The 26,535-nt window shown below is 70.5% G+C and carries 23 protein-coding genes, 1 tRNA gene and 1 other RNA gene; 14 read left to right on the top strand and 11 right to left on the bottom strand.

Annotation, left to right across the window (positions count from 1 at the left end):
- Positions 1-136: 136 nt before the first annotated feature.
- Genes ACRSBM_RS35290 through nudC form a run of 4 tightly spaced genes read left to right on the top strand, consistent with a single transcriptional unit; the run spans position 137 to position 5,393 of the window.
- Positions 137-1,762, top strand: coding sequence for a DUF2207 domain-containing protein (locus tag ACRSBM_RS35290; protein WP_434450421.1), 1,626 nt, complete (start codon positions 137-139; stop codon positions 1,760-1,762).
- A 9-nt stretch (positions 1,763-1,771) separates the two neighbouring features.
- Positions 1,772-3,055 carry a M16 family metallopeptidase gene (locus tag ACRSBM_RS35285; protein ID WP_434450419.1) on the top strand — a complete coding sequence of 428 codons (1,284 nt, stop codon included), beginning with the start codon at positions 1,772-1,774 and terminating at the stop codon, positions 3,053-3,055.
- Complete coding sequence (locus tag ACRSBM_RS35280; protein ID WP_434450417.1) at positions 3,052-4,443, top strand: M16 family metallopeptidase; 1,392 nt, start codon at positions 3,052-3,054, stop codon at positions 4,441-4,443. Before ACRSBM_RS35285 ends, ACRSBM_RS35280 begins: the two co-directional genes overlap by 4 nt.
- Positions 4,440-5,393: an NAD(+) diphosphatase gene (nudC, locus tag ACRSBM_RS35275; RefSeq protein ID WP_434450415.1), complete on the top strand. Its 954-nt coding sequence runs from the start codon at positions 4,440-4,442 to the stop codon at positions 5,391-5,393. The genes ACRSBM_RS35280 and nudC overlap by 4 nt, the downstream gene beginning before the upstream one ends.
- A 36-nt stretch (positions 5,394-5,429) precedes the next feature.
- Here nudC and ACRSBM_RS35270 read toward each other — a convergent pair whose 3' ends face one another.
- The 4 genes from ACRSBM_RS35270 to ACRSBM_RS35255 all read right to left on the bottom strand — a co-directional run bounded on the left by ACRSBM_RS35270 (position 5,430) and on the right by ACRSBM_RS35255 (position 13,229).
- Positions 5,430-6,449 carry a DUF2399 domain-containing protein gene (locus tag ACRSBM_RS35270; protein WP_434450414.1) on the bottom strand — a complete coding sequence of 340 codons (1,020 nt, stop codon included), beginning with the start codon at positions 6,447-6,449 and terminating at the stop codon, positions 5,430-5,432.
- A gap of 92 nt (positions 6,450-6,541) precedes the next feature.
- On the bottom strand, positions 6,542-10,570 hold the full coding sequence (locus ACRSBM_RS35265; protein ID WP_434450412.1) for a TIGR02680 family protein: 4,029 nt from the start codon (positions 10,568-10,570) through the stop codon (positions 6,542-6,544).
- Positions 10,567-11,760: a TIGR02678 family protein gene (locus ACRSBM_RS35260; protein WP_434450410.1), complete on the bottom strand. Its 1,194-nt coding sequence runs from the start codon at positions 11,758-11,760 to the stop codon at positions 10,567-10,569. The genes ACRSBM_RS35265 and ACRSBM_RS35260 overlap by 4 nt, the downstream gene beginning before the upstream one ends.
- Entirely contained in the window at positions 11,757-13,229 is a 1,473-nt protein-coding gene (locus tag ACRSBM_RS35255; protein ID WP_434450408.1) for a DUF2397 domain-containing protein, read from the bottom strand. Before ACRSBM_RS35255 ends, ACRSBM_RS35260 begins: the two co-directional genes overlap by 4 nt.
- A gap of 72 nt (positions 13,230-13,301) precedes the next feature.
- On the opposite strand from ACRSBM_RS35255, the gene ACRSBM_RS35250 reads away from it, so the two are divergent.
- A complete protein-coding gene (locus tag ACRSBM_RS35250; protein WP_434450406.1) occupies positions 13,302-14,234 on the top strand; it encodes a cobalamin biosynthesis protein in 933 nt (310 codons plus the stop codon).
- On the opposite strand, the gene ACRSBM_RS35245 is transcribed toward ACRSBM_RS35250, so the two are convergent.
- Genes ACRSBM_RS35245 through ACRSBM_RS35230 form a run of 4 tightly spaced genes read right to left on the bottom strand, consistent with a single transcriptional unit; the run spans position 14,142 to position 16,681 of the window.
- Positions 14,142-14,960: an SURF1 family cytochrome oxidase biogenesis protein gene (locus tag ACRSBM_RS35245; RefSeq protein WP_434450405.1), complete on the bottom strand. Its 819-nt coding sequence runs from the start codon at positions 14,958-14,960 to the stop codon at positions 14,142-14,144. The two genes, ACRSBM_RS35250 and ACRSBM_RS35245, sit on opposite strands and share 93 nt — an antisense overlap.
- A gap of 4 nt (positions 14,961-14,964) precedes the next feature.
- Positions 14,965-15,513 carry a DUF1349 domain-containing protein gene (locus ACRSBM_RS35240; RefSeq protein ID WP_434450403.1) on the bottom strand — a complete coding sequence of 183 codons (549 nt, stop codon included), beginning with the start codon at positions 15,511-15,513 and terminating at the stop codon, positions 14,965-14,967.
- A 5-nt stretch (positions 15,514-15,518) separates the two neighbouring features.
- The gene (locus tag ACRSBM_RS35235; RefSeq protein ID WP_434450402.1) at positions 15,519-16,250 is read right to left on the bottom strand and encodes a fructosamine kinase family protein; all 732 of its coding nucleotides are present in this window, start codon (positions 16,248-16,250) and stop codon (positions 15,519-15,521) included.
- A complete protein-coding gene (locus ACRSBM_RS35230) occupies positions 16,229-16,681 on the bottom strand; it encodes a low molecular weight protein-tyrosine-phosphatase (protein ID WP_434450400.1) in 453 nt (150 codons plus the stop codon). The genes ACRSBM_RS35235 and ACRSBM_RS35230 overlap by 22 nt, the downstream gene beginning before the upstream one ends.
- An 84-nt stretch (positions 16,682-16,765) precedes the next feature.
- Here ACRSBM_RS35230 and ACRSBM_RS35225 point away from each other — a divergent pair, with 84 nt between their 5' ends.
- Genes ACRSBM_RS35225 through ACRSBM_RS35210 form a run of 4 tightly spaced genes read left to right on the top strand, consistent with a single transcriptional unit; the run spans position 16,766 to position 19,559 of the window.
- On the top strand, positions 16,766-16,972 hold the full coding sequence (locus ACRSBM_RS35225) for a hypothetical protein (RefSeq protein ID WP_030472678.1): 207 nt from the start codon (positions 16,766-16,768) through the stop codon (positions 16,970-16,972).
- Between the two features lie 36 nt (positions 16,973-17,008).
- Positions 17,009-18,004, top strand: a complete 996-nt coding sequence (cobC, locus tag ACRSBM_RS35220) for an Rv2231c family pyridoxal phosphate-dependent protein CobC (protein ID WP_434450397.1) — start codon at positions 17,009-17,011, stop codon at positions 18,002-18,004.
- Entirely contained in the window at positions 18,001-18,825 is an 825-nt protein-coding gene (locus tag ACRSBM_RS35215) for a Nif3-like dinuclear metal center hexameric protein (RefSeq protein ID WP_434450395.1), read from the top strand. Before cobC ends, ACRSBM_RS35215 begins: the two co-directional genes overlap by 4 nt.
- On the top strand, positions 18,822-19,559 hold the full coding sequence (locus ACRSBM_RS35210) for a zinc ribbon domain-containing protein (protein ID WP_434450393.1): 738 nt from the start codon (positions 18,822-18,824) through the stop codon (positions 19,557-19,559). Before ACRSBM_RS35215 ends, ACRSBM_RS35210 begins: the two co-directional genes overlap by 4 nt.
- A 211-nt stretch (positions 19,560-19,770) precedes the next feature.
- Here the strand turns inward: ACRSBM_RS35210 and ACRSBM_RS35205 are convergent, their stop codons facing one another.
- On the bottom strand, positions 19,771-20,346 hold the full coding sequence (locus ACRSBM_RS35205; RefSeq protein WP_434450391.1) for a TetR/AcrR family transcriptional regulator: 576 nt from the start codon (positions 20,344-20,346) through the stop codon (positions 19,771-19,773).
- A 144-nt stretch (positions 20,347-20,490) separates the two neighbouring features.
- Between ACRSBM_RS35205 and ACRSBM_RS35200 the strand changes: the two genes are divergently transcribed.
- Together ACRSBM_RS35200 and ACRSBM_RS35195 are read left to right on the top strand one after the other, a co-directional pair.
- Positions 20,491-21,417, top strand: a complete 927-nt coding sequence (locus tag ACRSBM_RS35200) for a carotenoid biosynthesis protein (RefSeq protein WP_434450389.1) — start codon at positions 20,491-20,493, stop codon at positions 21,415-21,417.
- A 102-nt stretch (positions 21,418-21,519) separates the two neighbouring features.
- A complete protein-coding gene (locus ACRSBM_RS35195) occupies positions 21,520-22,650 on the top strand; it encodes an alpha/beta hydrolase family protein (RefSeq protein ID WP_434450387.1) in 1,131 nt (376 codons plus the stop codon).
- Positions 22,651-23,047: 397 nt separating this feature from the next.
- On the opposite strand, the gene ACRSBM_RS35190 is transcribed toward ACRSBM_RS35195, so the two are convergent.
- A tRNA-Leu gene (locus ACRSBM_RS35190) sits at positions 23,048-23,130 on the bottom strand.
- Positions 23,131-23,195: 65 nt separating this feature from the next.
- Here ACRSBM_RS35190 and ACRSBM_RS35185 point away from each other — a divergent pair.
- A complete protein-coding gene (locus ACRSBM_RS35185; RefSeq protein WP_434453355.1) occupies positions 23,196-24,263 on the top strand; it encodes a bifunctional RNase H/acid phosphatase in 1,068 nt (355 codons plus the stop codon).
- Here ACRSBM_RS35185 and ACRSBM_RS35180 read toward each other — a convergent pair.
- A complete protein-coding gene (locus tag ACRSBM_RS35180; RefSeq protein WP_434450385.1) occupies positions 24,256-24,777 on the bottom strand; it encodes an NAD(P)H-dependent oxidoreductase in 522 nt (173 codons plus the stop codon). The genes ACRSBM_RS35185 and ACRSBM_RS35180 overlap by 8 nt on opposite strands.
- A 178-nt stretch (positions 24,778-24,955) precedes the next feature.
- On the opposite strand from ACRSBM_RS35180, the gene rnpB reads away from it, so the two are divergent.
- Positions 24,956-25,336: RNase P RNA component class A (rnpB, locus tag ACRSBM_RS35175), an RNA gene on the top strand.
- 17 nt (positions 25,337-25,353) lie between these two features.
- Positions 25,354-26,478, top strand: coding sequence for a threonine synthase (locus tag ACRSBM_RS35170; protein WP_434450383.1), 1,125 nt, complete (start codon positions 25,354-25,356; stop codon positions 26,476-26,478).
- The last annotated feature ends 57 nt before the right edge of the window (positions 26,479-26,535 follow it).

Below are 26,535 nucleotides of genomic sequence, written 5' to 3'. Positions count from 1 at the left end.
CGGGTGGTGGGCCTACCGGGCGTGGCGGCGGCCAGTGACCCGGTGGCGGTGGTTGCGTCATCGCCGAAAATCCCCCAGATGGCGTCTGTTCGAAAGTCCGCCGGAGCATATGAGGACTCCGCTACAGTCCGCAGCCGTGTTGAAGAACTGGGGTGCGGCGATCTTCGTCGCCGTGGCGCTTACGTCTGGCACGTCTCTGGGCATGGCGGCCGGCGCGCTCGCGCAGCCGCTTCCCGGCACCGTCAGCACCGAGGTGCGGATGAAGCTGGAGCGCGACGCGAAGCTGTCCGTCACCGAGACCGTCCAGGTGCCCGAGGGCAGGACGGTCCAGCGGACCGTCCCCCTGCGACTCGCGGTCGGCAACGACCTGGAGCGCCAGTACCAGGTCACCGACGCCAAGGTCGAGGGCAACGGCAGCGCGACCGTCAGCGGCGACGAGTTCTCCACCACGTTCGGCGGCGGGCAGGCCACGCTGACCTACACGGTCGTCGGCGCGGTCGCCCCCGTCGGTGACGTGCTCGAGGTCCGCTGGCAGGTCGCGGGCGGCTGGGACACCGAGCTCGACAAGGTCGCCGTCTCGTTCTCCGCCCCCGACTCCCCGACGTCGGTCAACTGCCTCGCGGGCCCGGTCGGCTCGTCGCAGCCGTGCACCAGCGCCGACCTCGCGGACGGCAAGGGCGTGCGCGCGCAGGAGATCAAGCTCGGCGCCGGCGAACGTGTGGACGTCGCGATCGGACTGTCCGCCGGTGTCGTGCCGCCCAACGCCGTCGTGGTCGAGCAGTCCGGCCTGGCCGCGGCGTTCGCGCTGACCCCGATCAGCGGTGCCGCGCTCGGCGGGCTGCTGGTGCTGCTGCTCGGCGGCGTCGCACTGCTGTGGTACCTGCGCGGCCGGGACGCGGCGGCGCTCGCGAGCGACGTCGGCGCCGTCTCCGTGCTGGTCCGCGACTCCGGCGGCCGGGTCGCGTTCGCCTCACCCGACGGCGTGCTGCCCGGCCAGGTCGGCACGGTCGTCGACGAGCACGTGGACGTCGTCGACGTGACCGCCACCGTCATCGACCTCGCCGTCCGCAACTACCTGTGGATCAGCGAGGTGGAGGGCCACGACTGGCGGATCGTGCGCCGCAACCCGGTCGACGACTCGTTGTCCGGCTACGAGAAGGCCGTCTGCGAGGCGCTGCTGCCGCAGGGCGTGGACGCGGTGAGCGTGTCCCAGCTGCGTGGCCGGCAGATCGACCTCGCCCACGTGCGCGAGCGGCTCTACGCGGACGTCGTGGAGAAGCGCTGGTTCGTGCGCCGCCCGGACGCCGAGCGGAACCTGTTCTGGTGGGCGGGCATCGTGCTCGCGGTGCTGGGCGTGGCCGCGACCGTCGTGCTGGCGCTGACGGTCGGCAACGCGCTGTTCGGGCTCGCGGTCGCGGCCGGTGGTGTCGCCCTGGCGGTCGGTGCGCGGTCGATGCCCGCCCGCACCAAGCGCGGCAGCGAGCTGCTGGAGCACGTCCGGGGACTGCGCGGGTACCTTCACGGGGTGACACCGGACGACGTTCCCGAGGCCGACCGCGAGCTGGTGTTCTCGCGGTCGCTGCCGTACGCGGTGGTGCTCGGCGAGACCGAGCGCTGGCTCACCACGTTCGGTCAGCAGGACCTTTACTGGTACGGCAATGCGTCCGACTTCCGGCGCAGCTTCCCCGCGTTCCTCGGGGCGCTCGACGGCGTCCTCGCCCAGGCGGGCCACCTGCGATCGCTCCGGGCGCCGAACCCGTAGGCTTGCTCCATGGCCTCACCCGAACTGCACAGGTTCACGTTGCCCAACGGCCTGCGGGTGGTGCTCGCCCCCGACGCCAGCGCACCGGTCGTTGGCGTCAGCGTGCACTACGACGTCGGCTTCCGCTCCGAGCCGGAGGGACGCACAGGGTTCGCGCACCTCTTCGAACACCTGATGTTCCAGGGCAGCGAGAGCCTGGAGAAGCTGGCTCACTTCCGGCACGTGCAGTCGTCGGGCGGCACGTTCAACGGGTCCACGCACCCGGACTACACCGACTACTACCAGGTGCTGCCGAGCGCGGCGCTGGAGCGGGCGCTGTTCCTCGAGGCGGACCGCATGCGCGCGCCGAAGCTCACCGAGGAGAACCTCCGCAACCAGATCGACGTGGTGAAGGAGGAGATCCGGCTCAACGTGCTGAACCGCCCGTACGGCGGGTTCCCGTGGATCCTCCTGCCCGCGGTGCTGTTCAAGACGTTCGCCAACGCGCACAACGGCTACGGCGACTTCGTCGACCTGGAGAGCGCGACGGTCGACGACTGCGCGGAGTTCTTCGACACCTACTACAGCCCGGCGAACGCGGTGCTGACGGTGGCGGGCGACCTCGACGTCGAGGCCACGAAGGCGTTGGTGGAGAAGCACTTCGGCGACGTGCCCGCGCGGCCGAAGCCGGTGCGCCCCTCGTTCGCCGAGCCGGCCCCGCAGGGTGAGGTGCGCCACGAGCACGGCGACGCGCTGGCCCCGCTGCCCGCGATCGCGATCGGCTACCGCGTGCCGGACCCGACCACCGACATCGACGGCTACCTCGCGTACCTGGTGCTCGCCGGCGTGCTGACCGACGGCGACAGCTCGCGCCTGCAGCAGCGCCTGGTGCACCGCGAGGGCATCGTGATCGACCTGAACGCGGGCTGCGGCCTGTTCGGGCCGCTGGAAGCCCGCGACCCGGACACGTTCAGCATCACCGCGATCCACACGCCGGAGGTCGAGGCCTCCCAGGTCATCGCGGCCATCGACGAGGAACTGCAGAAGCTCGCGCAGGAGCCGCCGTCGGCGGAGGAGCTCGCGAAGGTCACCGCCCGCTGGGCGTCGACCATGCACAAGGAGCACGACCGGCTCACGAACCGCACGCTGGGCCTCGGCTCGGCGGAGCTGCTGTTCGGCCGCGCCGAGCTGATCTACGAACTGCCCGAGCGGATCGCGGCGGTGACCGTGGACGAGGTGTCCGCGGCGGCCAAGGCGCTGCGTCCCGACTCGCGCGCCCTTCTCTTCGTCCAGCCCACCGGAGGAGCCCAGTGACCGCCCCGGCAAAGACCCACCGCAGCGCCGAGGAGATCGGGCGGACCGAAGCCGGGCCGCGCCCGCTGCCGGAGCTGGGCTCGCAGACGGCCGCCGCCGATCTGTCCACTGTGGACACGACGCTGCCGAACGGCCTGCGCGTCATCGCGGTCCGCCGCGCCACCGTGCCGATGGTCGAGCTGCGGCTGCGCGTCCCGTTCGCCGACCCGTCTGGCTCCAGCGCGGGTTCCCAGCACTCCGCGGTCGCCGAGATCCTCGCGAACACCGTGCTGACGGGCACCGCCTCCCGTTCCCGCGTGCAGATCGACACCGAGCTGGCGCTGGTCGGCGGCGAGCTCGACGCCGTGGTCGACCCGGAGCGGCTGAGCTTCACCGGCAACGCCCTCGCCACGGGCCTCGGCACCGTGCTGGAGGTGCTGGCCGACGTGCTGACGTCCGCGGAGTACCCCGAGGACGAGGTGGAACGCGAGCGGTCCCGTCTCGTCGAGCGCATCGCACTCGCCCGGTCGCAGCCGAACGTCATCGCGCGCGAGGCGCTGCAGACCCTGCTGTACGGCGACCACCCGTACGCGAAGGAGATGCCGGAGGCCGACGAGGTCGCCGCCGTCACCCGCGACGACGTCGTGGCGTTGCACGGCAAGGCACTGCTGCCGCGCGGCTCGGTGTTCGTGATCGTCGGTGACGTCGACCCGGCCGAGGCCGTGACGCAGGTCGGCGAGGCGCTGGGCGCGTGGCAGGGCGAGGGCGAGGCCGTCCAGCTGCCGCCGCTGCCCGCGGTGTCCGGCGGCGACGTCAAGCTCGTGCACCGCGCCGGTGCCGTGCAGTCGCAGATCCGCCTTGCGGCCCAGGCGATCCCGCGCACCGACGAGCGTTACCCGGCGCTGCAGCTCGCGAACCTGGTCTACGGCGGGTTCTTCTCGTCGCGGCTGGTCGAGAACATCCGCGAGGACAAGGGCTACACCTACAGCGCCCGGTCGCACCCCGAGTTCACGATCCACGGCGCCACGCTGCTGATCGACGCGGACACGGCGTCCGACGTGACGGCGGCGGCACTGCTGGAGACCCGCTACGAACTGGCGCGGCTGGGCATGGTCCCGCCGTCGCAGTCCGAAGTGGACGTCGCCCGCAGCTACGCGATCGGCACGCTGCTCACCAGCACGTCCTCGCAGTCCGGCCTCGCGTCGTTCCTCGTGAACCTCGTCGGCCTGGGCCTCGGCATCGACTGGCTGGTCTCGCACCCGCAGCGCCTGCAGACCGTCACGCCGGAACAGGTCGCCGAGGCCGCTCTGGAGTTCTTCGCGCCCGGCAACTTCACCGGCGTGCTCGTCGGCGACGCCGAGCAGCTCAAGCCGAAGCTCTCGGCGCTGGGCGGGGTCTCGTTCCAGTGAGCTTCGATCTAGTCGGTCTGCCCGCGCTGTCGCGGTTCGCGATCGACCGGTGCGAGCCGTTGCGCGGTGACGACGAGAAGCTCACCGCGCTCTGGCCCAAGGCACGGATGATCGTCGTCGACACGCGCGGCCGCACCCAGGTCGCCGATCGCGGCACGCGGGTGGTCGACCGCCCGGCTGTCGAGTTCGGCGACCAGCCGCCCGTGAACGCCGTCCTGCTGGGCGAGCAGGACGGCGTGGCGTACTTCGCCGTGCTGATGCCGGCCGAGGAGAGCGAACCGGTGCCCGCCGCTCGTGCCTGGGGTCCGCCGGAGCTGACGGACGAGCCGCAGTGGCTCGACCTGCGGCAGGCCGGGGCGACGCTGGACGACATGTGGGCCGGGGTGTTCACGACCGCCGCCGCGCTGTTCCAGTGGCACCGCCTCGGGAAGTACTGCGCGAAGTGCGGCGCCAGGACCGTGCTGGAGAAGTCCGGGTGGACCTCGGTCTGCTCCGGCTGCGGCCGCGAGGAGTACCCGCGCACCGACTCCGCGGTGATCTGCCTGGTGCACGACGGGGCCGACCAGGTGCTCGTCGCGCGCGGACCCGAGTGGCCGGAGGGCCGGTTCTCCGTGCTGGCCGGGTTCGTCGAGGCCGGCGAGTCGCTGGAGGCCTGCGTGGCGCGGGAGATCCTCGAGGAGGTCGGCATCGCGGTCAGGGACATCCGGTACCTCGGTTCCCAGCCGTGGCCGTTCCCGCGGTCGCTGATGATCGGGTTCGAGGCCGTGGCGGACCCCGCCGAGCCGTTGCGGCTGGCCGAGGGCGAGATCGCCGAGGCCAAGTGGGTCTCGCGGGCCGACGTGCGCCAGGCGATCGAGGTCCCGGGCAGCGTGCCGGGGCTCGGGCTCGCCGGTGGTGCCTCGATCGCGTTCCGGATGCTGCAGAGCTGGTCGGCGGCGGGCGGCGCCTGACTCGCGGTCCTCAGCGAGGGCCGCGTGTTCGCGCCGTCAGAGGAGTGACGGCAGGACGTGCTCCTCGGTGACCATCAGACCGGTCGTCGCCATGGTTCCGGCCAGGTCGGGGTCCCAGCTCGCCTCCGCCGGGCGGCTGTTCAGCGTCGGCAGCTCCACGCCGCGGGCGATCAGCGTGGCGACGGCCTCGCGGTAGTCGGCCGCCGACATGCGCCACGCCGTGCCGCCGGTCCAGGCGAGGACCTCGTTGGTGGTGCGGATGCCGTCGGGCGTGAAGTCGTTGTGGCACTTCACGGTCCTGCCGTCGAGGTGGTGCCTGGCCTGCGGCGTGAGGCCGTTCGGGAGCACCATCAACGGGCCGGGCACGCCTGATTCGAGCAGGCGCGGGCTGCGGACGACGGTGACCTCCGCGGCTTCGAGCGTGTCGTTGAGCGTGAGGTAGCCCTGCGAGGTCAGGACCGGGTCGCTGTAGGCGTCGGGGAGGACCCCGGCGCGTTCCCAGTCGGTGCCGGCGAGCCGCAACGCCTTCCCGACGACACGGGTGAGCGGGCGGCCGTCGTCGAGATCGTTGCCCGCCAAAGCGAAGCGGGTCGTCCACCGCCGTGGTTCGGACCGCAGCCGGGAGAGGATCGACGCGGCCTGGTTCGCGATCATCGGCAACGCGGGCTGCGGGATCTTGCCGTACTTCCGCACGTGCTCGATCCACTCGGCCGCCCACGGCGCGGTGAGCAGACCGTGCTCGCGCAACGCGAACTTCAGCACGGCGTCCGCGGTCGAGGCCTCCTCGGTGCTCGCCATGCCGACCGGCCTGCCGTGCACGGACTCCAGCACCTCGGGCAGGGTGCTGCCGTGCGCGCGGAGGTGTTCGTCCAGGCGTGCCAGCGAGATCTGGCGGCGCGCCGGGTGGGCGATCGGCTTGCGCAGCAGTTCGCCGAGCACGGTCGCGGTGGGCGCGTCCTCGACGCGGAAGCTGAACGCCGACCGGCCGCCGCCCTCCATCGTCTCGCGGGCGAGGCGCCAGAAGTCTTCGAGCTCGGGGCGGTCGTACTCGGTCATCTCGCCAACATAGGCCTTGGCGGATGAGGTCGTTGAGCGGACTCAGCCCAACTAGGGCCTGTATCGAGGTCCATGTCCGCGACAGCCGGGCCCTAGGGATCGATCCGGTCGAGGGCGGCGCCGTCCCACGTGGTCTGCGTGCACGCGACACCGCGGCCGTTCTTGGGCCGCAGCACGTCGAAGATGTGCATGCGCGGGATCTTGTCGGACACACCCCAGCCGGACGGCCAGGTGATCACCCAGTCCATGTCGAGGTCGACCAGCAGACCCAGCATGCGCGCGATGGTCGGGTCGTCGAGGCGTTCGAAGGCCTCGTCGAGCAACACCAGGCGCAGCGGGTCGAACTCGTCGCTGACGGCGTCGTAGAAGCTCGCGGCGGCCGCGAACAGCGTCACGTACGAGATCAGGCGGGTCTCGCCGGACGAGAGCTGGCGCAGCCGCCGTTCGCGCGGGTTGCCGTCGGGGCCCGTGTCGGCGACGGTCACCGTGAACTGGTGCCAGGTGCGGTAGTCGAGGGCGCGCGACAGGATCTCGGCGTAGCCGCCGGTGTGCGTGTCGCGTTCGTTCTCGATGCGTTCGGTGAAGACGCGGCGCAGCGTGGTGTCCTGCTCGGGCGTGCGTTCGCCGAACGGCAGGCGTACCAGCGCAAGCGCTTGCCGCGTCTGGTCGTCGAGGGCGCTGGACGACTTCCAGGCCAGCTTGACGTGCACGCCCTGGCTGGACCGGGCCTGGCCGAGCACCTCGTTCATGCGCTTGGTGAGGTTCTCGGCGACGGTGATCTGGCCGCGCAGCCACTCGGCGAGGTCGCGGATCAGGTAGTCGGCGAAGATGCCCTGGTACTGCTCGTCGAGGAACCCGCGCTGCTCGGCCAGTTTCGTCGTCACCTGGCGGGCGGCGACGGCGACGGGCTTCGCGCCCTCCTCACCGGTCACCGTCACGGTCAGCAGGCCCGCGTGCTGCTCGGCGGCGATGTCGTGGCTGCCGGCGAGTGACGTCTGGAGGGCCTGCAACTTGGCGATCACCGTGGCCTCGGTGCCGCCACGGCGGTCGCCCGCGTCGGCGATGGCCTGGCGCACCAGGGCTTCCTCCGGCGCCTCCGGGAAGGCCGCCGCCAGCAGACCGGGCGCGCGGACGGTCGCCTGGAAGTTCGCCGAGGCCCGCCGCAACGCCTCGGCGGCGTCGGTGACCTGCGTGGAGTTGGTCTCCAGCAACGCTTCCAGCTTCGCCGCCTGCTCACGCGCGGTCGTGATGCTCTCGCGCACGCCCTTGAGGTCCACGCGCATCTTCTTGCGTGAGGCCTCCAGTTGCGTGAGCTGCTCGCTGATCTCCTTCGCCTCGCCGCCGACCGCGTCAGTGAGCTCGGCCAGCGTGCCCGCCTGCGCCGCGTAGTCGACGCAACGGCTGTCGGCGTCGGCCTCCGCGGTCTGCCTGTCCGCGACGGCCTCGTGATAGCGGTGCGAGGCGTCGGTGAGGTCGGAGATCGTGCCCTGACAACGCCTCCGCACCGCGTCGCCGAGCAGGTCGGCGGTCCGCTGGGCCTCGGAGGCCGCCGCCTGGGCCCGCCGGAGTGCTTCCGTGTCCGGCGGCAGGCCGGCGTCACCCGCCTGACGGGTCAGCTCGCCGCGAGCCGCCTCGAGGCGGGAGTTGGCGTTCTCCAACGCTTCCCGCAGCTCGAACGTGCGCTGCCGCGCCCGTGCCGCGGACTCCTCGGCGGCCTGGACACGGCTGTGCTTCGCGATCAGCTCACCGTCGCCGGGGAACGCCGCGACGTGCGCCTCCCACGTGGCGACGTGGTCGTGGGCGCGGGCCAGCTCGTCCTCGGCGGTGCCCAGCTGGTCGCGCAGATCGGCGAGCTCCTCTTCCAGGGCGGTGATGCGGCGGCCACGGGCGGCTTCCCGCGCGCCCGCGCCGATGAACTCCGCCTCCGGCTTGGTCCACCGGCCCGTCAGCACGCCGGCGCGCCAGTCACCGGTGGTGGTCATGTCGTCCAGCGACACCGCTTTGAGCAGGTCGGCGACGAGCGACTCCGGCACCGGCGAGCCCTCGACCGCGGGCACCAGGAACTCGGCCAGCGACCGGCCGCCGACCGCTTCCCGCGGGACGGCCAGGACGTCGTCCAGGTCACCGCCGTGCGGCGTCACCCAGGCGTCGAGCAGGCCACTCGCCTGCAACGCCGCCTCCAGCCCGGCGCGCTCGTCGTCGGTGAGCGCGGGCGCGAAGTCCACCAGCCGGTAGAAGGGCGCGCCGACGGCCGCGTCCCGGTTCGCCGACGTGTACTGGCCCGGCACCGGCACCCGCTCGTCGCCCGACCGCAGACCGACCAGTTCCTCGTCGAGCGTGTCAAGTCGCGCGCGCAGGTCGGCGCGCTGCTGGGTGAACGCGTGCGCCGCGTCGCGGGCCGCCTGGACCAGGGGCCCGACCCACTCGCGGGCGGTCGTGCTCAACTTCTTCGCGGCGGCCGGATCGGCGGTCTGGGGCAGCTGCAAGGCTTCGGCGGGTCGTTCGTCGAGCAACGGGCCGCTCGACGTCCACGCCTCGACCTGCTCCAGCCAGGTCCGCACGACCTCGGCCAGCTCCTGCGCCTCCTGGTTGCGCAGCGAGGTCGACTCGGTCGCGCCGAGCTGGGCGTCGCGGGCCTTCTGCCGCAACGACTCCACCTCGCGCTGCTGAGCGTCCAGCTGGATCGCCTGCTCGTGCAACGACAACGCGAGCGCACCCCGTTGGCGCCCAAGGGAAGCGATGCCCGAGGTCTGGTCGACGACGGACGCCAGCGCGGTCAGCACGTCCTCGGTCGCGGCGGCGGGCGGCACCCGGCGTTCGATCGGCAGCGGCCCGGCCTCGGGATCCGGCTTGGCGCGTACGGAGTCCGTGGTCACGGAGGCCTCGGCCGGCGGCACCTGCGGCACGTCCGGCGCGAGGTCGGAGTCCATGCCCGCGAGGCGCAGGTTCTCGCGCAACGGCTCGCTCAACGCGTCCGCGGCCTGGAGGTCCTCGGCGAGGCGCCGCAGCAGGCGCAGCACGTTGTCGACGGCGGCGTCTTCCTGGGCGCGCTGGCGGTGGGCCGTTTCGAGAGCGGCGACGGCGGAGGAACGCATCTGCGCTACCAGGTTCTCGCGCGTCTTGAGGTCCTGGAGGTCGCGGAACGCCGGCAGCTCCTTCAGCGCCGCGATGGTCTCCTCGGCCTGCTGCTCGCCGGTCTCCATGTCGGCGAGCGCCTGCTCGGCCGCCGCGCGCTCCACCCCCGTGACGTCCAGCTCCTGCGTGAGCTTCGACTGCTCACGCCGCAGCTTCGCCACCGACTTCTCGGCGGCCTCCAGCCGTTCGGACGCTGACCTGAGCCCACCGAACGCGTAGTCGCTGTAGGTCTTCAGGAACGTCGACAAAGCACTGTCCGCAGAGGACAGCCGGACGATGTTCTCGCGGATCGACTCCAGGTCGTCGAACGACGTCGCGAGCTGCTCCACCATCGTCTGGTCCAGCGGCGGCAGGGCGTCGCTGAGGATCTGTTCGAGCTGGCCCTCCAGCACCTTCAGGCCGACGTCCGGGTTGCGCAGCGTCCGCTGGAGGTGCAGCAGGTCGCCATACCGTGCCGCGGGCACGCCGTAGACGGTCTCGGCGATCTTCGCGCGGAACGCCGGTTCCTCGAACATGCAGTCCGCGCCGATGAGGTCCCGCAGCTGCGCCGGGCCGTGCGGGACGCGCTCGGGACCCGCGAGCTGCAGTTCCGTGCCGACGCGCAGCGGCGTGACGAAGCGCCACGAGTCCGTGATCGCCTGTGAGGTCTTCGACGCCTTCACGCCGAGACCGCACGTCAGGTACTCGTTGCCGCTGTGGTCCGCGGCTTCGCGGATCAGCTCGACCCAGGCGTAACCGATGCGGTTCGGGCCGCCGTCGTAGTCGTCGAGCATCAGGCGCCGGATGCTGACGGTGTCGAAGCCCTTCGAGCCGAGCTGGCGCAGGTCGCCGTCCAGGCACAGCGGCAGCAGCAGCTCCAGCGTGCGGGACTTGCCGGAACCGTTGGTGCCCTGGAAGATCGCGCGGCCACCGGAGAAGTCGAACGTCTGCTCGGTGTACTGCCAGATGTTGACCACGCCGCCGCGGTGCAGCCGCCACCTGCTCATGAAACGTTCTCCTCGTCGAACAGGGACCAGCTCGGTACTTCGGGCACCACAACGGGTTCGGGCTGTTGTTCTCGTTCCGGGTCGCCGTCGGGGGACGGCAGCCAGCGGTGCGCGGCGGCGCTGATGGACCAGCCGTCCTCCACCGGTACGGCCAGGCCCATGCGGCGCAACAACTCTCCCACCTCGGCCACGAGCCGGTCGAGGTCGTCGGTGAACTGCTTCGACCACGCAGCCGGGTAGTCCTCGACCAGCGCGGCACAGACCTCGCGGATTCGTTGCGTGGCAACGATGTGGCGCGCGGGCGGATCCTCGTCCTCGCTGTCGAGCAGGTCGGGCAGCGCGAGCAGCGTGATGCGCGCGACCGTCGAGACGCCGGGGAACGACAGGTCGGTCAGGAAGTCCTCCGGGTCGGCGGCGAGCACGCCCTCGACGCGGCACTCGGTGTAGAGGCCGAACGCCTGCTCCAGCAACGCGGTTTCCTTGCGCTGGTTGCGGCGCAGCCATTCCGCCTGCTCGGCCGGCAGGTCCGCGTAGAGCACCAGCGGCGTCTCGACGAGCCTGCGCCGCACGGCGTGCTCGACGCCGCGCGGACCGGGCCGGGCAGCGAGCTCGACGAGGTGGGCGGGGCTCTGGGCCTCCCCCACCGGACCCGTGACGAGCTGGCCCAGCAGGTCGGTGTCGATCGTGATCAACGCCTCCTGCGGGAGCACGTCCTGGGCGACCGAGCCCTCCGTCTCGTGCAGCACGCCGAGGGAGACGAGGTGGCGCAGCGCTGCCGTGAGCGCACGGCGTTCGGTGACGTCGTCCGGCGCGTCGATGCCCGCTTCCGCCGCGGCGGAACGGATGTCGGCGACGAGCCGGGACAGCAGCGTCTGCCGGCCGATGCCCGTGAGCACCGCGAGGGTGAGCGCGAGGTAGGCGTAGCCGCGCGGGGACATGCTGAGCACGCCACGCGTGTCGTCGTTGCCGGGACCGGACTTGTAGAGCCGCGCGAACCGGCGTTCCACGACCAGCCGGTAGCCGAGCAGGCCGGCGAACAGGTCCTGGAGGGTGGCCCGGTGCCGGTAGACGAGGCTGAGCAGCTCGCCGTCCGGTCCGTCGGAGCGCAGCAAAGGCCTGCGCAGCAACGTTCGCGCGCACCGCACCACGTTGGCGGCGTCGATGTCGGAGAGGTTGTCCAAGTGGTTCATTGCTTCAGGGCCACCGTCGCGTCGTGCAGGGTGAGCGTCCCGGCGGCCGACCTGATCCGCGTCGTCGTGCCGTGGGCGATCTCGAGTTTGAGGCCGCGCACGGGGTCGCTGGCCGATCCGCTGTCCTGCGGGGAGTCGCGCTGGGCCATCGCGAGCGTCAGCAGTTCGCAGAACACCTCCAACGCGCCGTGCGTCAGCGTGGTGTTCTCCAGGTTTCCGGCGGCCTTCGTCAGTTCCGTGACGTGCCGGGCGCGGATCTCGTCGGCCTCACGGGCTTCCGCGAGCAGCGACTGCTCCATCATCGGGTCGTCGAGGATCCGGGACGGCCGGCCGCGCCCACCCCGGTCGCCGCGGGACCTGACGCTGACGGTGACGTCGCAGACCGGGCCGTCCCGCCAGGGTGTGCGCTCGTTGTCCGAGTCGTGTTCGGGCGCGGGGGAGAGGTGGCGGGCGCTGTAGAGGCCGAACGCCGAGGCGTAGATCCCGTGCGCTTCCTCTCTGGTCGAGTTGTCGAACCAGGCCGCGAGCTTCAGCAGCTCGGCACGCCTGCCGGGCAGGAGTCCGCCGCCGGACGTCGCGCGCTTCACGCTGGCCAGCAGGCTGCCGATCGCACGGGCCGTCGCTTCCCGCAGCGCCGTGACCTGGCTCGGGCGGCCGGGGCGGTCGACGAACCAGTCCGTCAGCTCCTGCCAGTCCTCGGGCGTGCGGCCGCGGGCGCGTTCGACGTTGTGGCCGAGGTCGGTGCCGAGGAGCCGGAGCAGCTCCGTCCGGGCTTTCGTGAGTCCGGCGAGGGCTTCGGCGATCGGCGGCGTGTACTTGAGGACGTCCTCGACGACTCGCTGGATGTACTCGACCAGCAGGTTCCGGAAGCCCGCGATCTCCTCCGGCGCCAGGTGGTTCCGCGTGACGACCTGGCCGAGGTACGCGTAGAAGTCGCGGACCGTCGCCGCGAGCTCGGCGTGCTGCAGGAACAGCGTGGTGACGCGTTCGGCCAGCAGCTCCCTGGTCTTGTCGCCCTCGTTGAGCAGCGCGACGCTGAGGGAGCCGCCCAGCTCGTTGAGGCCGCGTTCGATGGCGGGGAGCAGCTCGCGGGAGACCTCGCGGGCGCCTTCCGGGACCCGCAGCAGCTCGTCGACGTCTCGTTGCACGCGAACGGCGAGCTTCGAGACCTGGTAGCGGACGCTGCCGTGCTGGAACTCGGCGATGCTGGCCGCGACGACCTCGCGCCGGCCCTGGACCAGGTTGCCCCACTCGACCAGCTGCTTGAGGCGGTTGATGACGTTCTCGATGCGCGACTCGCCGGCCTCGACCCTGCCCTCGCGCTCCTGGCCCGCCAGCGCGCCCGCGACCTCGCCCGCGGACAGGTCCGCGAGCAGCGTGGAGGTGAACAGCCGCATGATCGCCAGGTACGTGCGCTGATGATCGCGCGCGTCCAGATAGGCGTACAGCTTCAGCCGCTTGTGCTCCACGACCGGCCACCCTAATGCGCGCGCTGGTGTGGTGCGGCGCTACCGTGCGTTCGACGAGCTGGGGAGGATGCCGTGGGCGCGGGTCGCGCGTTGGGGTTGTTGCTGGGCGTGGCTGCGGATGCGGTGCTGGGTGACCCACGCCGATTTCACCCGGTAGCGGCATTCGGACGTTCCGCCGCGGCCCTCGAAAAGCGTCTGTACGCGGATTCGCAGGCCGCCGGTGTGGCGTACACGGCCGTGCTGGTGGGTGGGACCGTGGCGGCCGGTGTGGCCGTGGAGCGCCTCACCCGTCGCCACTGGCTCGCGCAGGCGGTGACCACGGGCGTGGCGACCTGGACGGTGCTCGGCGGACGTTCGCTGGCCGTCGAGGGCACCTCCATGGGCCGGGAACTGGCCGACGGCGACCTCGAGGGCGCCCGCGAACGGCTGCCCAACCTGTGCGGCCGCGACGCCTCCCGGCTGGACTCGATGGGCCTGGCGCGCGCGACCGTGGAGTCCGTGGCCGAGAACACCTCGGACGCCGTCGTGGCACCGCTGTTCTGGGGCGCGGTCGCCGGCGTGCCGGGCCTGCTGGGCTACCGCGCGGCGAACACGCTGGACGCGATGGTGGGCCACAAGTCGTCGCGCTACCAGCGCTTCGGCTGGGCCTCGGCCCGCCTGGACGACCTGCTGAACCTGCTCCCGTCCCGCCTGGCGGCCCTGCTCACCGTCGGCGGCGCACCGGTCGTGGGCGGCTCGGCGACGCAGGCCCTGGAGACGTGGCGCCGCGACGCCTCAGCACACCCGTCGCCCAACGCGGGCCAGGTCGAAGCGGCCTTCGCCGGCGCCCTGGAGATCCGCCTGGGCGGCCGCACCGTCTACGCGCACGGCGTCGAGGAACGCCCGGTGCTGGGCCACGGCCGCAACCCGGACTCAGGTCACGTGACGCGTGCCGTGGAGCTGTCCCGAGTCGTCGGTTTCGGCGCGGGCCTCGTCAGCGCCTTCATCGCCGTCTTCCGCAAGTAGCTCGGCGATCGACTTCTTCTTGGTCCTGCCCTCGTAGAGCACGCCACCGGGCCGCGCCTCGCGGATCGTGAAGTACAGCCAGCCACCCACGGCCATGACCCCGAACGCGATCCACTGCAGCGCGTAGGAGAAGAACGGCCCGGACTCGAGCCGCGGCAGCGGCACCGTGTCCAGCGCACCCGGCTGGTCCTCGACCAGCTGGTAGTAGCCGGGCTCGATGTTCTCGCCGACGGCCTTGTTGTTGATCGAGTAGATCTGCCGGCGGCCGTCCTGGTCGAACGCGGGCTGCTCGTTCGACTCGTTCGGCCTGGCCAGCCCGATGAGCGTGACCTCGCCCGTGGGCGGTGCCTCGAAGTCCGGCGGCTTGATGCCGTTGACCGGCCGGACGTACCCGCGGTCGACAAGGACCCTTTGACCGGTGGCCGTCTCGAACGGCGTGATGACCTCGAACGCGGCCTCGCCCTGGATCGTGCGGAGTCGCGCCAGTGCTTCCAGTTTCGGCAGGTAGCGGCCCTTGAGCTCGACCTTCTGCCACTCGTCGTGCTGCGCGCCGTACGGCACCGGATCGCTCTTCAGCGACTTGGTGATGGCGGAGTTCTGCGCCTGGCGCTCGTCGTTGCGGCCGAACTGCCACGGGGACAGGAAGTAGACGCACGCACCCGCGAACACCCAGACGGCCAGGGTCAGCGCCAGCCAGCCCGGCTTGAGGAGGAACTTGAACCGCACGTCCTCACGGTAGATGCGTGAGCTGGACCTCGTGGAACTGGGTCACGAACCCATCGCCCTCGGGACTCGCGGCCATGATCCCCACCTTGACCTCCCGGTCTGGCGGGAAGTACGCCTGGCGCAGCAGCCTGGCAGGGGCTTCCTGGTCGATCCCGTACCGGACCCACACCGCGTCACCCTTGCGCTCGGCACTGATGGTGAAGCGCTCGAACGGCTCGGTGAACGCCAGGTTCCAGTCCGAGAACCCGCGCGTGACGACCGTGCTGGCCTGCAGTTTCCCGTCGAACACCTCGACCCCGGCCTTGATCCAGTTCTCGTCGTCGGCCAGCAGCCCGACGCCGGCCTGGTCGTACCGCGCCGCGTACTCGCCGCTGAACGACGCCGTGATGGTGAAGTCGCCGGTGAGCGTCACGCCGTAGAGGTGGCCGTTGTCGCGGACGATGCCGTTGCCGGTGAGGCGCCAGAAGTCGCTGCCGGCGTCGGCGTGCACGGTCAGCGGGTCGGCCGACCACTTGCCCGGCTCGTTGAGCCACGTCCACCCGGTGAGGTCCATGATCCTCATCCTCGCAGGGCCGCGCGGGCCGCGGCCAGGGCTTCCGAGCGATAGCCGCCGCCGAACAGCACGGCGTGCACGAGCAGCGGGAACAGCTGGTGCAACGGCACGCGCGCCTGCCAGCCGTCGGCCAGCGGCGCGATCTCCTGGTAGGCGCCGAGGACGTGGTCGAGGAACGGGCAGCCGAAGAGCCGGAGCATCGCGAGGTCGCTCTCGCGGTGCCCGCCGTGCGCGGCCGGGTCGATCAGCCACACCTGGCCGTCGGCGCCCCACAGGACGTTGCCGCTCCACAGGTCGCCGTGCAGCCGTGCGGGAGGTTCCGGCGGGCCGGAGAGTTCGCCGATCCGCGCGCAGACCTCGCTGACATCGACGCCCGCCTGGCGCGCGTACGGCTCGATGCGTTGTGACGCGAACCACGATGGCCACTCGGGCGCGGGCGAGTTGACCATCGTCGCGGTGCCGATGGTGGCCTCGCTCGGGCCGCCGGGCGGTGGTGCCCCGAAAGCTTCGGCCCCGGCCAGGTGCAGCACCGCCAGCCGGCGCCCGAAGGTCACGGCCGCTTGAAGATTCGGCGTGCCGTGCGGAATCTCGTCGATGACCAGGTCGCCACCAGAAGCCGAGTGCACTCCAGGAACCGGCGGACCGCCCTCGACGCGCAGCCACCGCAGGCCGGCCGCCTCCGCGGCGGTGGCCCGAGGTGACTGGCGCTTCGTCCTCAGAGCTGCTCGCGGACCCACGCGATCAACCCCGGCATCGCCGCCTCCGTCATGACGAGCACCTCGTCGAACCCGGCGTCGTCGCCGTAGTACGGGTCCGGCACGTCCGTGCCGTCGGCGTCCGGGTCGAACGAACGGAGCAGCCGGACGCGATCGGGATCGACCATCCGGCGCAACGCGCGGGCGTGCCCGGAGTCCAGGGCCACCAGCAGATCCGCGTCCAGGTGCTCGGGACCGACCTGCGCCGCCACGTGGTCCGTGGAGTACCCGTTGTCCGCCAACGTCTTCAGTGCGCGCGGGTCGGCCTGGTCGCCGACGTGCCATCCGCCGGTTCCGGCACTGGACACCCGGACCTGGTGCGACAATCCTTCCCGGGACAGCCATTCTCGGAACACGAGCGCTGCCACGGGGGACCGGCAGATGTTGCCGGTGCAGACGAACGAGACGTGCATGTCGCGCAGCCTAAGTGGTGCCGCCGCACGGTAACGCTCAGCCGCTGTCGCAAGATGTACGGACAAACGACATGGAGGCCGCCCATGCAGACAGGTACCGACGTGCCCCCGCAACGGGAGATCATCGGGTGCACTGACGCCCTCGGGCGCCGTCGTGCGTTCGAGGTGTACCTCAACGAGAAGGGTCGCGTCTGCTTCCGCACCCCGCCCGGTGAGTCCGCGCAGCTCGACGCCTTCCAGCTGGACGAGCTGATCAGCCACCTCACCGAGCTCCGCCGCTACATGCAGTGACGCGAGGCGCTGCGCTGGTCGCCTAGAATCCCGGCGATGACCAGCCCAGACCTGCGCCACCACGGTGACGTCGACGCCGCGCCGGGCCTTGCCGACTTCGCCGTCAACGTGCGGGTGCCGCACCCGCCCCGTTGGCTGCGCGAACGGCTGGCCGCGGCGCTCGACGGGCTCGGCCGTTACCCCTCGAAGCAGGTTGAAGAGCGTGCTCGTGAGGCCGTCGCACGCCGTCACGGCCGCTCGCCCGACGAGGTCCTGCTGCTCAACGGTGCCGCTGAGGGCTTCGCGCTGCTGCCGAAGCTCTCGCCGCGCCGTGCGGCCATCGTCCACCCCGGGTTCACCGAGCCCGAGGTGGCCTTCCGCGATGCCGGAATCCCCGTCGAGCACGTGCTGCTCGACGGCGACTTCCAGTTGCGCGGCACGACCGCGGACGCCGATCTCACCGTCATCGGCAACCCGACGAACCCGACGTCCGTGCTGCACGCGGCCGCGCAGCTCAAGGCCCTGCCCGGCCGGCTGGTCGTCGACGAGGCCTTCATGGACGCCGTGCCCGGCGAGCCCGAGTCGCTCGCGCACGACCCTGACGTGCTGGTTCTTCGCAGCCTCACCAAGACATGGGGCCTCGCGGGCCTGCGCGCCGGCTACTTCCTCGGCGATCCCGAGACGCTCGAGCGGCTGGCGCACGGCCGTCCGCACTGGCCCGTCGGCAGCCTGACGCTGGAAGCGATCACCGCGTGCTGCGAGCCGGAGGCGCTCGAACAGTCCGCACGGTTCGCCAGAGAAGCCGAAGAGCACGCCGCCTACGCCTTGGAGCAGCTCCAAGACCTGGTCGTGGTTCCGCCGAAAGCGCCGTTTCTGCTGGTCAGAGCACCGGAAGGCGCGCGGCGGGCGTTGCGGGACAAGGGCATCGCGGTCCGCCGCTGCGACACCTTCCCCGGCCTCGACGACACGTACCTGCGCGTGGCGATCCGGCCGCCGGAGGAGTTCGCGGTGTTCGTGGACGCGCTGCGGGTAGTGATGGAGGAACTGGCGTGAAGCTCGCCGACGTGATCGCGGTCCTGGAGTCCGCGTATCCGCCGCAGACCGCCGAGACGTGGGACGCGGTCGGCCTGGTCTGCGGTGATCCGGCCGAAGAGGTCACCAGGGTCCTGGTCTGCGTCGACCCGACGTCGTCCACTGTGGACGAGGCGGTCGAGGCCGGCGCGCAGTTGCTGATCGCTCACCACCCGCTGCTCCTGCGCGGCGTCAACGGTGTTCCCGCCGACGACCCCAAGGGTGCGTTGGTGCACAAGCTGATCCGTAACCGCGCCGCCCTGTACTGCGCGCACACCAACGCCGACTCGGCGTTGCCGGGTGTGTCGGACGCCCTCGCGCGGGCCATCGGCCTCACCGTCACCGGCCCGCTCGAACCCGCCGAACCCGAGGGCACCGGCCTCGGCCGCATCGGCGAGCTGCCCGAGCCCGAACCGCTGAGGGTCTTCGCCCAACGCGTGGCCGACGCACTGCCCGCCACCGTGCAGGGCGTCAGAGCCGCCGGCGACCCGGAGCGCCTGATCAGGCGGGTCGCGGTATGCGGTGGCGCGGGCGACAGCTTCCTGGGCACGGTCAAGCGCGCGGGCGTCGACGCCTACGTGACGGCCGACCTCAGACACCACCCGGCGAGCGAGCACGTCGAGTCCGGTGGCCCCGCCCTGGTCGACGTGGCGCACTGGGCCAGCGAGTGGCCGTGGTGCGAGCAGGCGGCGACGATCCTGCGGGCGGCCTTCAGCGGTAGGGTCGAGGTACTCGTCTCCACCCGCCGGACCGATCCGTGGACCGTCGGTGCGACGAGCCCAGTAGCAGGAGGACATGCGTGAAAGCCGATCCCGCAATGCAGCGCAGGCTGCTCGACCTGGCTCAGGTCGACGCCGAACTGGCGCGTGTCACCCACCGCCGCCGCACGCTGCCGGAACTCGCGGAGATCGCCGAGGTCGAGCAGCTGGTGCGCACCAAGCAGGACGCGCTGGTGGCCGTCGAGACGTCGCTCCTCGACCTCGACCGCGACGTGAAGCGCCAGGAGACCGAGATCGACCAGGTCCGCGCCCGCGTGGAGCGCGACCGCAAGCTGATGCAGTCAGGCTCGGTCGGCGCGAAGCAGCTCACCGACCTCGAACACGAGCTCGCCACCCTGCAGCGCCGCCAGGGCATCCTCGAGGACGACCTCCTGGAGCTGATGGAACGCCGCGAGGCCGTCGACGCCAACGCGTCCTTCGCACGCGTCGAAGTGGACAAGGCAGGCCAGACGCTGGAAGACGCCAGGCGCCGCCGTGACGCCGCCCTGGCCGACCTGGAGGCGACCGAGTCCCGGCGCACCGCCGACCGTTCGACGATGGTCAAGGGCTTCCCGGACGACCTGCTGAAGCTTTACGACCGCCAGCGCGAGCAGCGCGGCATCGGCGCGGCCCTGATCCAGTCCCGCCGCTGCGGCGCGTGCCGGATCGAGCTGGACCGCAACGCGGTGTCGAAGGTCAAGGAGGCCGCGGCCGACGAGGTCATGCGCTGCGAGGAGTGCGGCGCGATCCTGGTCCGCACCTCGGAGTCGGGTCTGTAACTCCAAAGCCTGTAGGAAAAGGGGCCGCCCAGGTGGGCGGCCCCTTTTCGTGCCGTGCTACTTCCTGGGCAGGCGTTGCTGGTGGCCTCGGCGGGACTTCCGGCGTTGGCGAAGACGCGCTGCGCGTTAATGGTGCCGGCGGGCACAGAACTCGTGACCACCGACGAGGTGCAGGTCTCCCCTCCGGCGAACCGGGCGGCGACCGCGGCGTTCACTTCTCCGCGTTGATGAGCATCCGCTGGAGCAATGCGGTGACCTGCGTCGTCAATTCGGGGACACTGGAGCCGCGCCGGGCCGACGCGGCGGCCAGCGGCCCGTCGATCGACAGCATGGCCAGGCCGACGGCCAGCGACCACAGCATCGTCACCAGCGGAGCGGGGTCGCCTGCCGGGGCGGCACCTTCGCGCTGGGCCGCGATCACTGTGTCGGTGACCAGCCGCATCCCCTCCTGGGCGTGTGTCGCGGCCGTGTGCCCCTTCGTCGCCTCGGACAACTCCGGGCGGTACATGAGCCGGACGTACGCGGTGTGCTCGCGGGAGAACCGGACGTAAGCCTCGATCATGGCCGCCAGGGCTTCCACCGGGGTGGCGGCGCTCTCATGAGCCGCCCGCATCACGGTCACCAGCTGCTCAAAGCCGCGTGCCGTGATCGTGGTGAGCAGCTCGGCCCGGTCGGCGAAATGGTGGTAGGGGGCCCCAGGGCTCACGCCGGCCTCTCTCGCGACGCGGCGAAGGCTGACCGCACCGATGCCCTCGCTCTCGATCAGCGCGACGCAGGCCCTGATCAACTCCTCGCGCAGGGCACCGTGATGGTAAGTGCTTCTGATCTCACCGGCTGGCACCTCTTGAGTCTAGACGGCGCCGATCTATACACTGTTTAGAATCCGAACACTGCTTAGATCTCCGCCGGCGTTCAGCCGAGAAGAGGTTCCATGACCACCGTCGATGCCACCACCCGCGCCAACCCTGCGAAAAAACCACCGCCGCGCAACGGCTGGACCATTGCCGCCCGCATCATGGTCGCGATCGCGGCGCTGGAGGTCGCCATTCAGCCCGCCCTCGGCATCGTGACACCCACCGTCATGTTCGTCGCCATACCCCTCACTGTCGTCCTGGCTCGTCGCCGCTACGGCTGGCGGATGACGGGCCTGTATTTTGCCGTCACCTTCGTCGTCGCGAACGCCTTCGAGAACTTGAGCATCTTCACGGGCTTTCCGTTCGGCGAATACCACTATTCCGGAAGTGGCCTGCGGATCGGCGGCTTCCCGATTCAGGTCGCATTAGCCTACTGCTCGCTCGGAATGGTCTGCTGGCTGACTGCGGTCGCTTTGTTCGACAATGCCGACCGGCGCCTGAGTGATCGCGGCAACCCGACTCGCCGCGTCGACATCGTTGTTTTGCCGGCGGTCGCCGCCGCCCTGATGACCATGTTCGATCTCGGTACCGATTCGGTCAGTGCCACCATCCAGAAGAACTGGATCTGGGAGCACGGCGGCGCTGTCTTCGGCGTGCCCTGGACCAACTACCTCGGATGGTGGTTCGTCACTTACGTCTTCTTCCAGGTCTTCGCTCTCGTGCTGGCCGGCCGCCGGTCGGTCGATCCGTCCCTCGACACCAGGCGCAGTGAGCCCGTCGCTTTGGCTGTCGCCGTCTATTTCCTGCTCGCGGTCACCACGATGACCCTCTTCTTCACCCAGGCCGACAGTACGGTCACCGATGCCGTCGGGCGCACCTGGAGTGCCGGTGACATCTACGGAACGATGTTCACCTTCAACCTTTTCGGTCCGGTCGTCATCGTTTTTATCGCCGTTACGCGAATAGTCCGTTCCGCTCTCATCGGATCGTCGGAGACGGCGTGATGCCGAGCGGACGCTTCACCCGTTCTCGACGCACCTCAGTTCTCTATTCGAGGAGAATCAATGCGAATCGGAAGACGTCAACCATCCCCCACTCCGGCTGGAATGCCTGCGCAGAATCAGTCGCCGCAGGGCCGGGGAACCGGCGCCATCTCGCATGCTCGTAACCGCCTGCGTGCCGGCGCGGCCGTCGCCTTCGTCGTCGTGGCGACATTGATATCAAGCGACCTGCTGCCTTCGCGTGTCGCGGCTGACGTGGCAGGCAACGAATCGGAGGCGAGTCGCTCGTTGTTCCTGGAGGGTGGGATACCCGTCAGTCGGCCCTCCTCCGTGACAACCTTCCAGCCCCTCACCATGGCTGTTCCCGGGCGGCCGGCCGACCTTCAGGCCAAGGTTTCCGCACCCGCCACCGGCAAGAAACTGCCCGTCATTCTGCTGTCACACGGACACGGCTACTCAAACCACCTTTCCTCACTCCACGGTTATGCGCCGCTCGCGGACTTCTTCGCCGCGCACGGCTTCGTCGTCATCCAGCCCACCCACCTGGACTCGATGACGCTGGGCCTGCGCGACGAGAACGACCCGGAGGCGTCTCTGCACTGGCGGTCCCGGGTCCAGGACATGACTTACCTCCTCGACCACCTCGACGAAATCCAGAAAACCGTGCCGGGCTTGCGCGGGCGTCTGGACGGCAGCCGGATCGCCGTCGTCGGGCACTCCATGGGCGGCACCACCGCCACCATGCTCCTCGGCCAAGGCGTGACCGATCCGGTGGATGGACCGCTGGATCTCGCCGACGACAGGATCAAGGCCGGCGTCGCCATGGCACCCGCCGGCAACGGTGCCGACCTCACGCCGCCCGCGAAGGCACAGTCGCCCGCGATGCGGACGCTGACCTTCGGCACCATGACCAAGCCCGCCCTGATCGTGTACGGCGACAATGACTTCAACCCTGCCTTCTCCGCGCGCAGAGACTGGCGGTCCGACGCCTACTTCCAGAGCCCCGGCCCGAAGAGCCTGCTGACCCTGTTCGGCGCGCAGCATTCGCTTGGCGGCGTCGCGGGCTACGACGCGAAGGAAACCACGGACGAGAACCCGCAACGAGTCGCCCTGCTACGGGCGATGTCGTGGGCATACCTGCGCAGTCAGCTCTACCCCGGCGACCCGGCCTGGGCTCGCGCGGTCGCTGCCCTGAACCACACGCCCCAGCCGCTTGGCAAGATCGAGTCCAAGTAGTCGGAGGCAAACGGGTGACCGAGACGAGATTGCCCGCCGCGGGCCGGTAGGGCTGGGGTGTCACGTGCGGTTGGTCGATGATCGCCACGTCGTAGCTCCGGGCCGGCGTGTTGACGCATCGGACGATCGCTCTCGACGAGTGCGATCAGAAGCTTGCTCGTCACCGCGCTGCAGCAGTGGCGCGGGCACAGTCAGCGGGAAGCGGCGGATGTCCACAGAGGAGATTCAGGCGCTCGTCAAAGCGTTGGGAGACATCCGAGACGTACTGGAGAAGGCCGGCCGTGCGAATACGGCGGAGGTGTACTGCCGACTCGGACTCCGGCTGACCTGACGACCCGGAAAACGAACTGTGCGGGTCGAGAGGAATCTCGACCCGCACAGTTGCGCTTACCGCGAGTGTCCGAGGGGGGACTTGAACCCCCACGCCCTTTCGGGCACTAGCACCTCAAGCTAGCGCGTCTGCCATTCCGCCACCCAGACTGATGGGAGAAGGATACAGGGCGTCCGGACGGCCCTGAACGCGGGGCTACGATCGGCCGGTGAAGGTGATCGTCGAGGCCGACGGCGGGTCGCGGGGCAACCCCGGACCTGCTGGTTACGGCGCAGTGGTCCGCGACAAGCTCAGCGGCGAGACGCTGGCCGAGCGCAAGGGGTTCGTGGGGGTCGCCACCAACAACGTGGCCGAGTACCAGGGCCTCATCGCGGGGCTCAGGGCCGCCCAGGAGCTGAACGCCGAGACCGTCGACGTGCGGATGGACTCCAAGCTCGTCGTCGAGCAGATGTCCGGGCGCTGGAAGATCAAGCACCCCTCGATGCAGCCTCTCGCGAAGGAGGCGCAGGCCCTCGGGCGCGCCTTCCAGAAGATCACGTACGAGTGGATCCCGCGCGAACGCAACCGGCAGGCGGACCGGCTGGCCAACGAGGCCATGGACGGAGCCAACAGCGCGAACGACACCACAAAAGAGGGTGCCAAGCAGCCGCACTGGAGTGGCGCCACGGGAGAACCCACCCGCCTGATCCTGCTCAGGCACGGCCAGACCAAGCTGTCGGTCGACCGCCGCTACTCGGGCCGGGGCGACCACCCGCTGACGGAGTTCGGCCAGGAACAAGCCGAGAAGGCCGCCAGTCGTCTCTCCACACTGGACGGCATCGCGGCGGTCATCTCGTCACCGCTGCAGAGGGCGCTGCAGACCGCGCGGAAGCTGGGAGACAAGGTCGGGCTGGAGGTCGTCACCCACCAGGGGCTCATCGAGACCGACTTCGGCGCGTGGGAAGGCCTGACGTTCGCCGAGGCGAGCGAGCGGGACCCCGAGGTGCATCGCAGGTGGCTGGGCGACACGAGCGTCAGGCCGCCGCAGGGTGAGAGCTTCGACGAGGTCCACGCCAGGGTGCGGAAGGCGCGCACGGACATCATCTCCCGGTACGGCGGCAAGACGTTGGTGCTGGTCAGTCACGTCACGCCGATCAAGACCCTGCTCCGGCAGGCCCTCGACGTCGGGCCGCAGTTCCTGTTCCGGATGCACCTCGACCTCACGGGCGTGTCGATCGCCGAGTTCTACCCGGACGGGCACGCGTCGGTGAAGCTCGTCAACGACACCTCACACCTCAGCTGACCTTCCGCAGGCGCGGGGTCAGGGCGAGCACCAGCCGGTCGGCCGCCGCCTCCAGCTGAGTGGCCGCCTCGGGGGTGCCGACGTTCTGGTCCAGCACGAACTCGCCGCGCACCACCTGGTCCGCGCCCTTGGCCGCGAGCAACGGGTGCAGCGCGTAGTCCATCGCGACCAGGAAGCCCTGGCTGCCGCCCGTCGCCAACGGCAGTACGGCGCGGCCGCGCAGCGCCTTCTTCGGCAGCAGGTCGAGCAACGCCTTCACCAGGCCGCTGTAGGCGGCGCGGTACACCGGTGAGGCGACCACCACGCCGTCGGCCGACAGCACGCCGCTCACCGCGCCGGCGATTTCCGGGTCGCGCAGGTCCTCGGTGAGCAGCGACAACGTCGGCAACGCGCGCACGTCGAGCAACGACACGTGGTGGCCCGCGGCCCGCAGCACGGCGGCCACGTGCGACACGACTACGCCGGTCGGCGCGGTGGGGGAGGGGGCGCCGGAGATGATCAGCAGATCGGACATGACGGGGCACTCCTTGAGGTCGCGGATGCGAAGAACGCGCTCAACGGAGGCAGCAACACAGGCTGGCTGCCACGCGGCCGTGGTCGACGTGGCGACGTCGTGTCATGGCCGAAGTCAACCAACGTCCGGACCAGTGGACAACCGGTTCCAGCGGCTGGGATATCCTGGTGAGCGCGGATGAGTCGGCAGGGCGGCCGCGGCGCGTGAGCGTCGAGGAAAGTCCGGACTCCACAGGGCAGGGTGGTTGTTAACGGCAACCAGGGGCGACCCTCGGGACAGTGCCACAGAAAGCAGACCGCCCCGGCGCGAGCCGGGGTAAGGGTGAAACGGTGGTGTAAGAGACCACCAGCGCCCCAGGTGACTGGGGCGGCTAGGTAAACCCCACCCGGAGCAAGGCCAAGAGGGCACGAAAGTGCCTGCGTGAGCGTTTGAGGGCGGCCCGCCCGATGCTCGCGGGTAGGCCGCTAGAGCCTGTCGGCGACGGCAGGCCCAGATGGATGGCCGCCGACTGGGACCTCGGTCCCACGAACAGGATCCGGCTTACATGCCGGCTCATCCGCCTGTATGCATGACGGCATGCTCTCGCATCTGGAATGTGCCCGTTGCGGCCGCGAACACGATGCCAACGCCGTCCAGAACCTCTGCCACGACTGCGCGTCCCCGCTGCTGGCCCGCTACGACCTCGCGAAGGCCGGCCGGCCCACCCGGGAGAACAGCCTCTGGCGCTACCGCGACGTGCTACCGGTCCGCGACCCCGACCCCGCGTTCAGCCTCGGCGAGGGCATGACCCCGCTCGTCCCGCTGAAGGCGATGGGCCGCGCCTTGGACGCGAACATCCTGCTGAAGGACGAAGCGCTCATCCCGACCGGCTCGTTCAAGGCCCGCGGCGCGGCGGTCGGCGTGGCGCGGGCGAAGGAGCTCGGCATCAAGGGCATCAAGATGCCGACCAACGGCAACGCGGGCGCCGCCTGGGCCCTCTACGCCGCCCGCGCCGGCCTCAGCAGCGTCATCGCCATGCCCGAGGACGCCCCGCTGATCACCCGCGAGGAGGTCGAGGCGAGCGGCGCCGAGCTGCGGATCGTGCCGGGCACCATCGCCGACGCCGCCAAGGCCATCGCCGACGTCGACCTCTTCGACGCCTCGACGCTGCGCGAGCCGTACCGGATCGAGGGCAAGAAGACGATGGGCTACGAGATCGTCGAACAGCTCGGCTGGCGCGTCCCCGACGTGATCGTCTACCCGACCGGTGGCGGGGTCGGCCTGATCGGGATCCACAAGGCGCTGCACGAGATGCGCGAGCTCGGCTGGATCGACGGAAAGCTGCCGCGGCTGGTCGCCGTCCAGTCCACGGGGTGCGCGCCGATCGTCAGGGCGTTCGACGAGGGCAGGCCCGAGTCGGTGTTCTGGGACGGCGCCTACACCAGCGCGTTCGGCATCAACGTGCCGAAACCCTTGGGTGACTTCATCATCCTGCGAGCCATCGCGGAGACCAACGGCACGGCGGTCGCGGTGACCGATGAGCAGATCGAAGCCGACCGGGCCGAATGCGCGCGCCGCGAAGGCGTCTTCCTCTGCCCGGAGGGCGCCGCGACGATCAGCGCCGTCCGCGAGCTCAGGCAGACCGGCTGGCTCGGGGCGGAGGACGAAGTGGTCGTGCTGAACACCGGAGCGGGCATCAAGTACCCAGGTGTCCGCCTCTAAGTCGCTGCTGTCCCAAGGGTGTTACAGAATTTCGGCCGTTCGAGTGGTGCGCCCGTG

Source organism: Lentzea xerophila (assembly GCF_051094245.1).
GTDB lineage: Bacteria > Actinomycetota > Actinomycetes > Mycobacteriales > Pseudonocardiaceae > Lentzea > Lentzea xerophila.
Note: the sequence above shows the minus strand (reverse complement) of the source record. Positions and strands in the feature narration are given on the sequence as shown.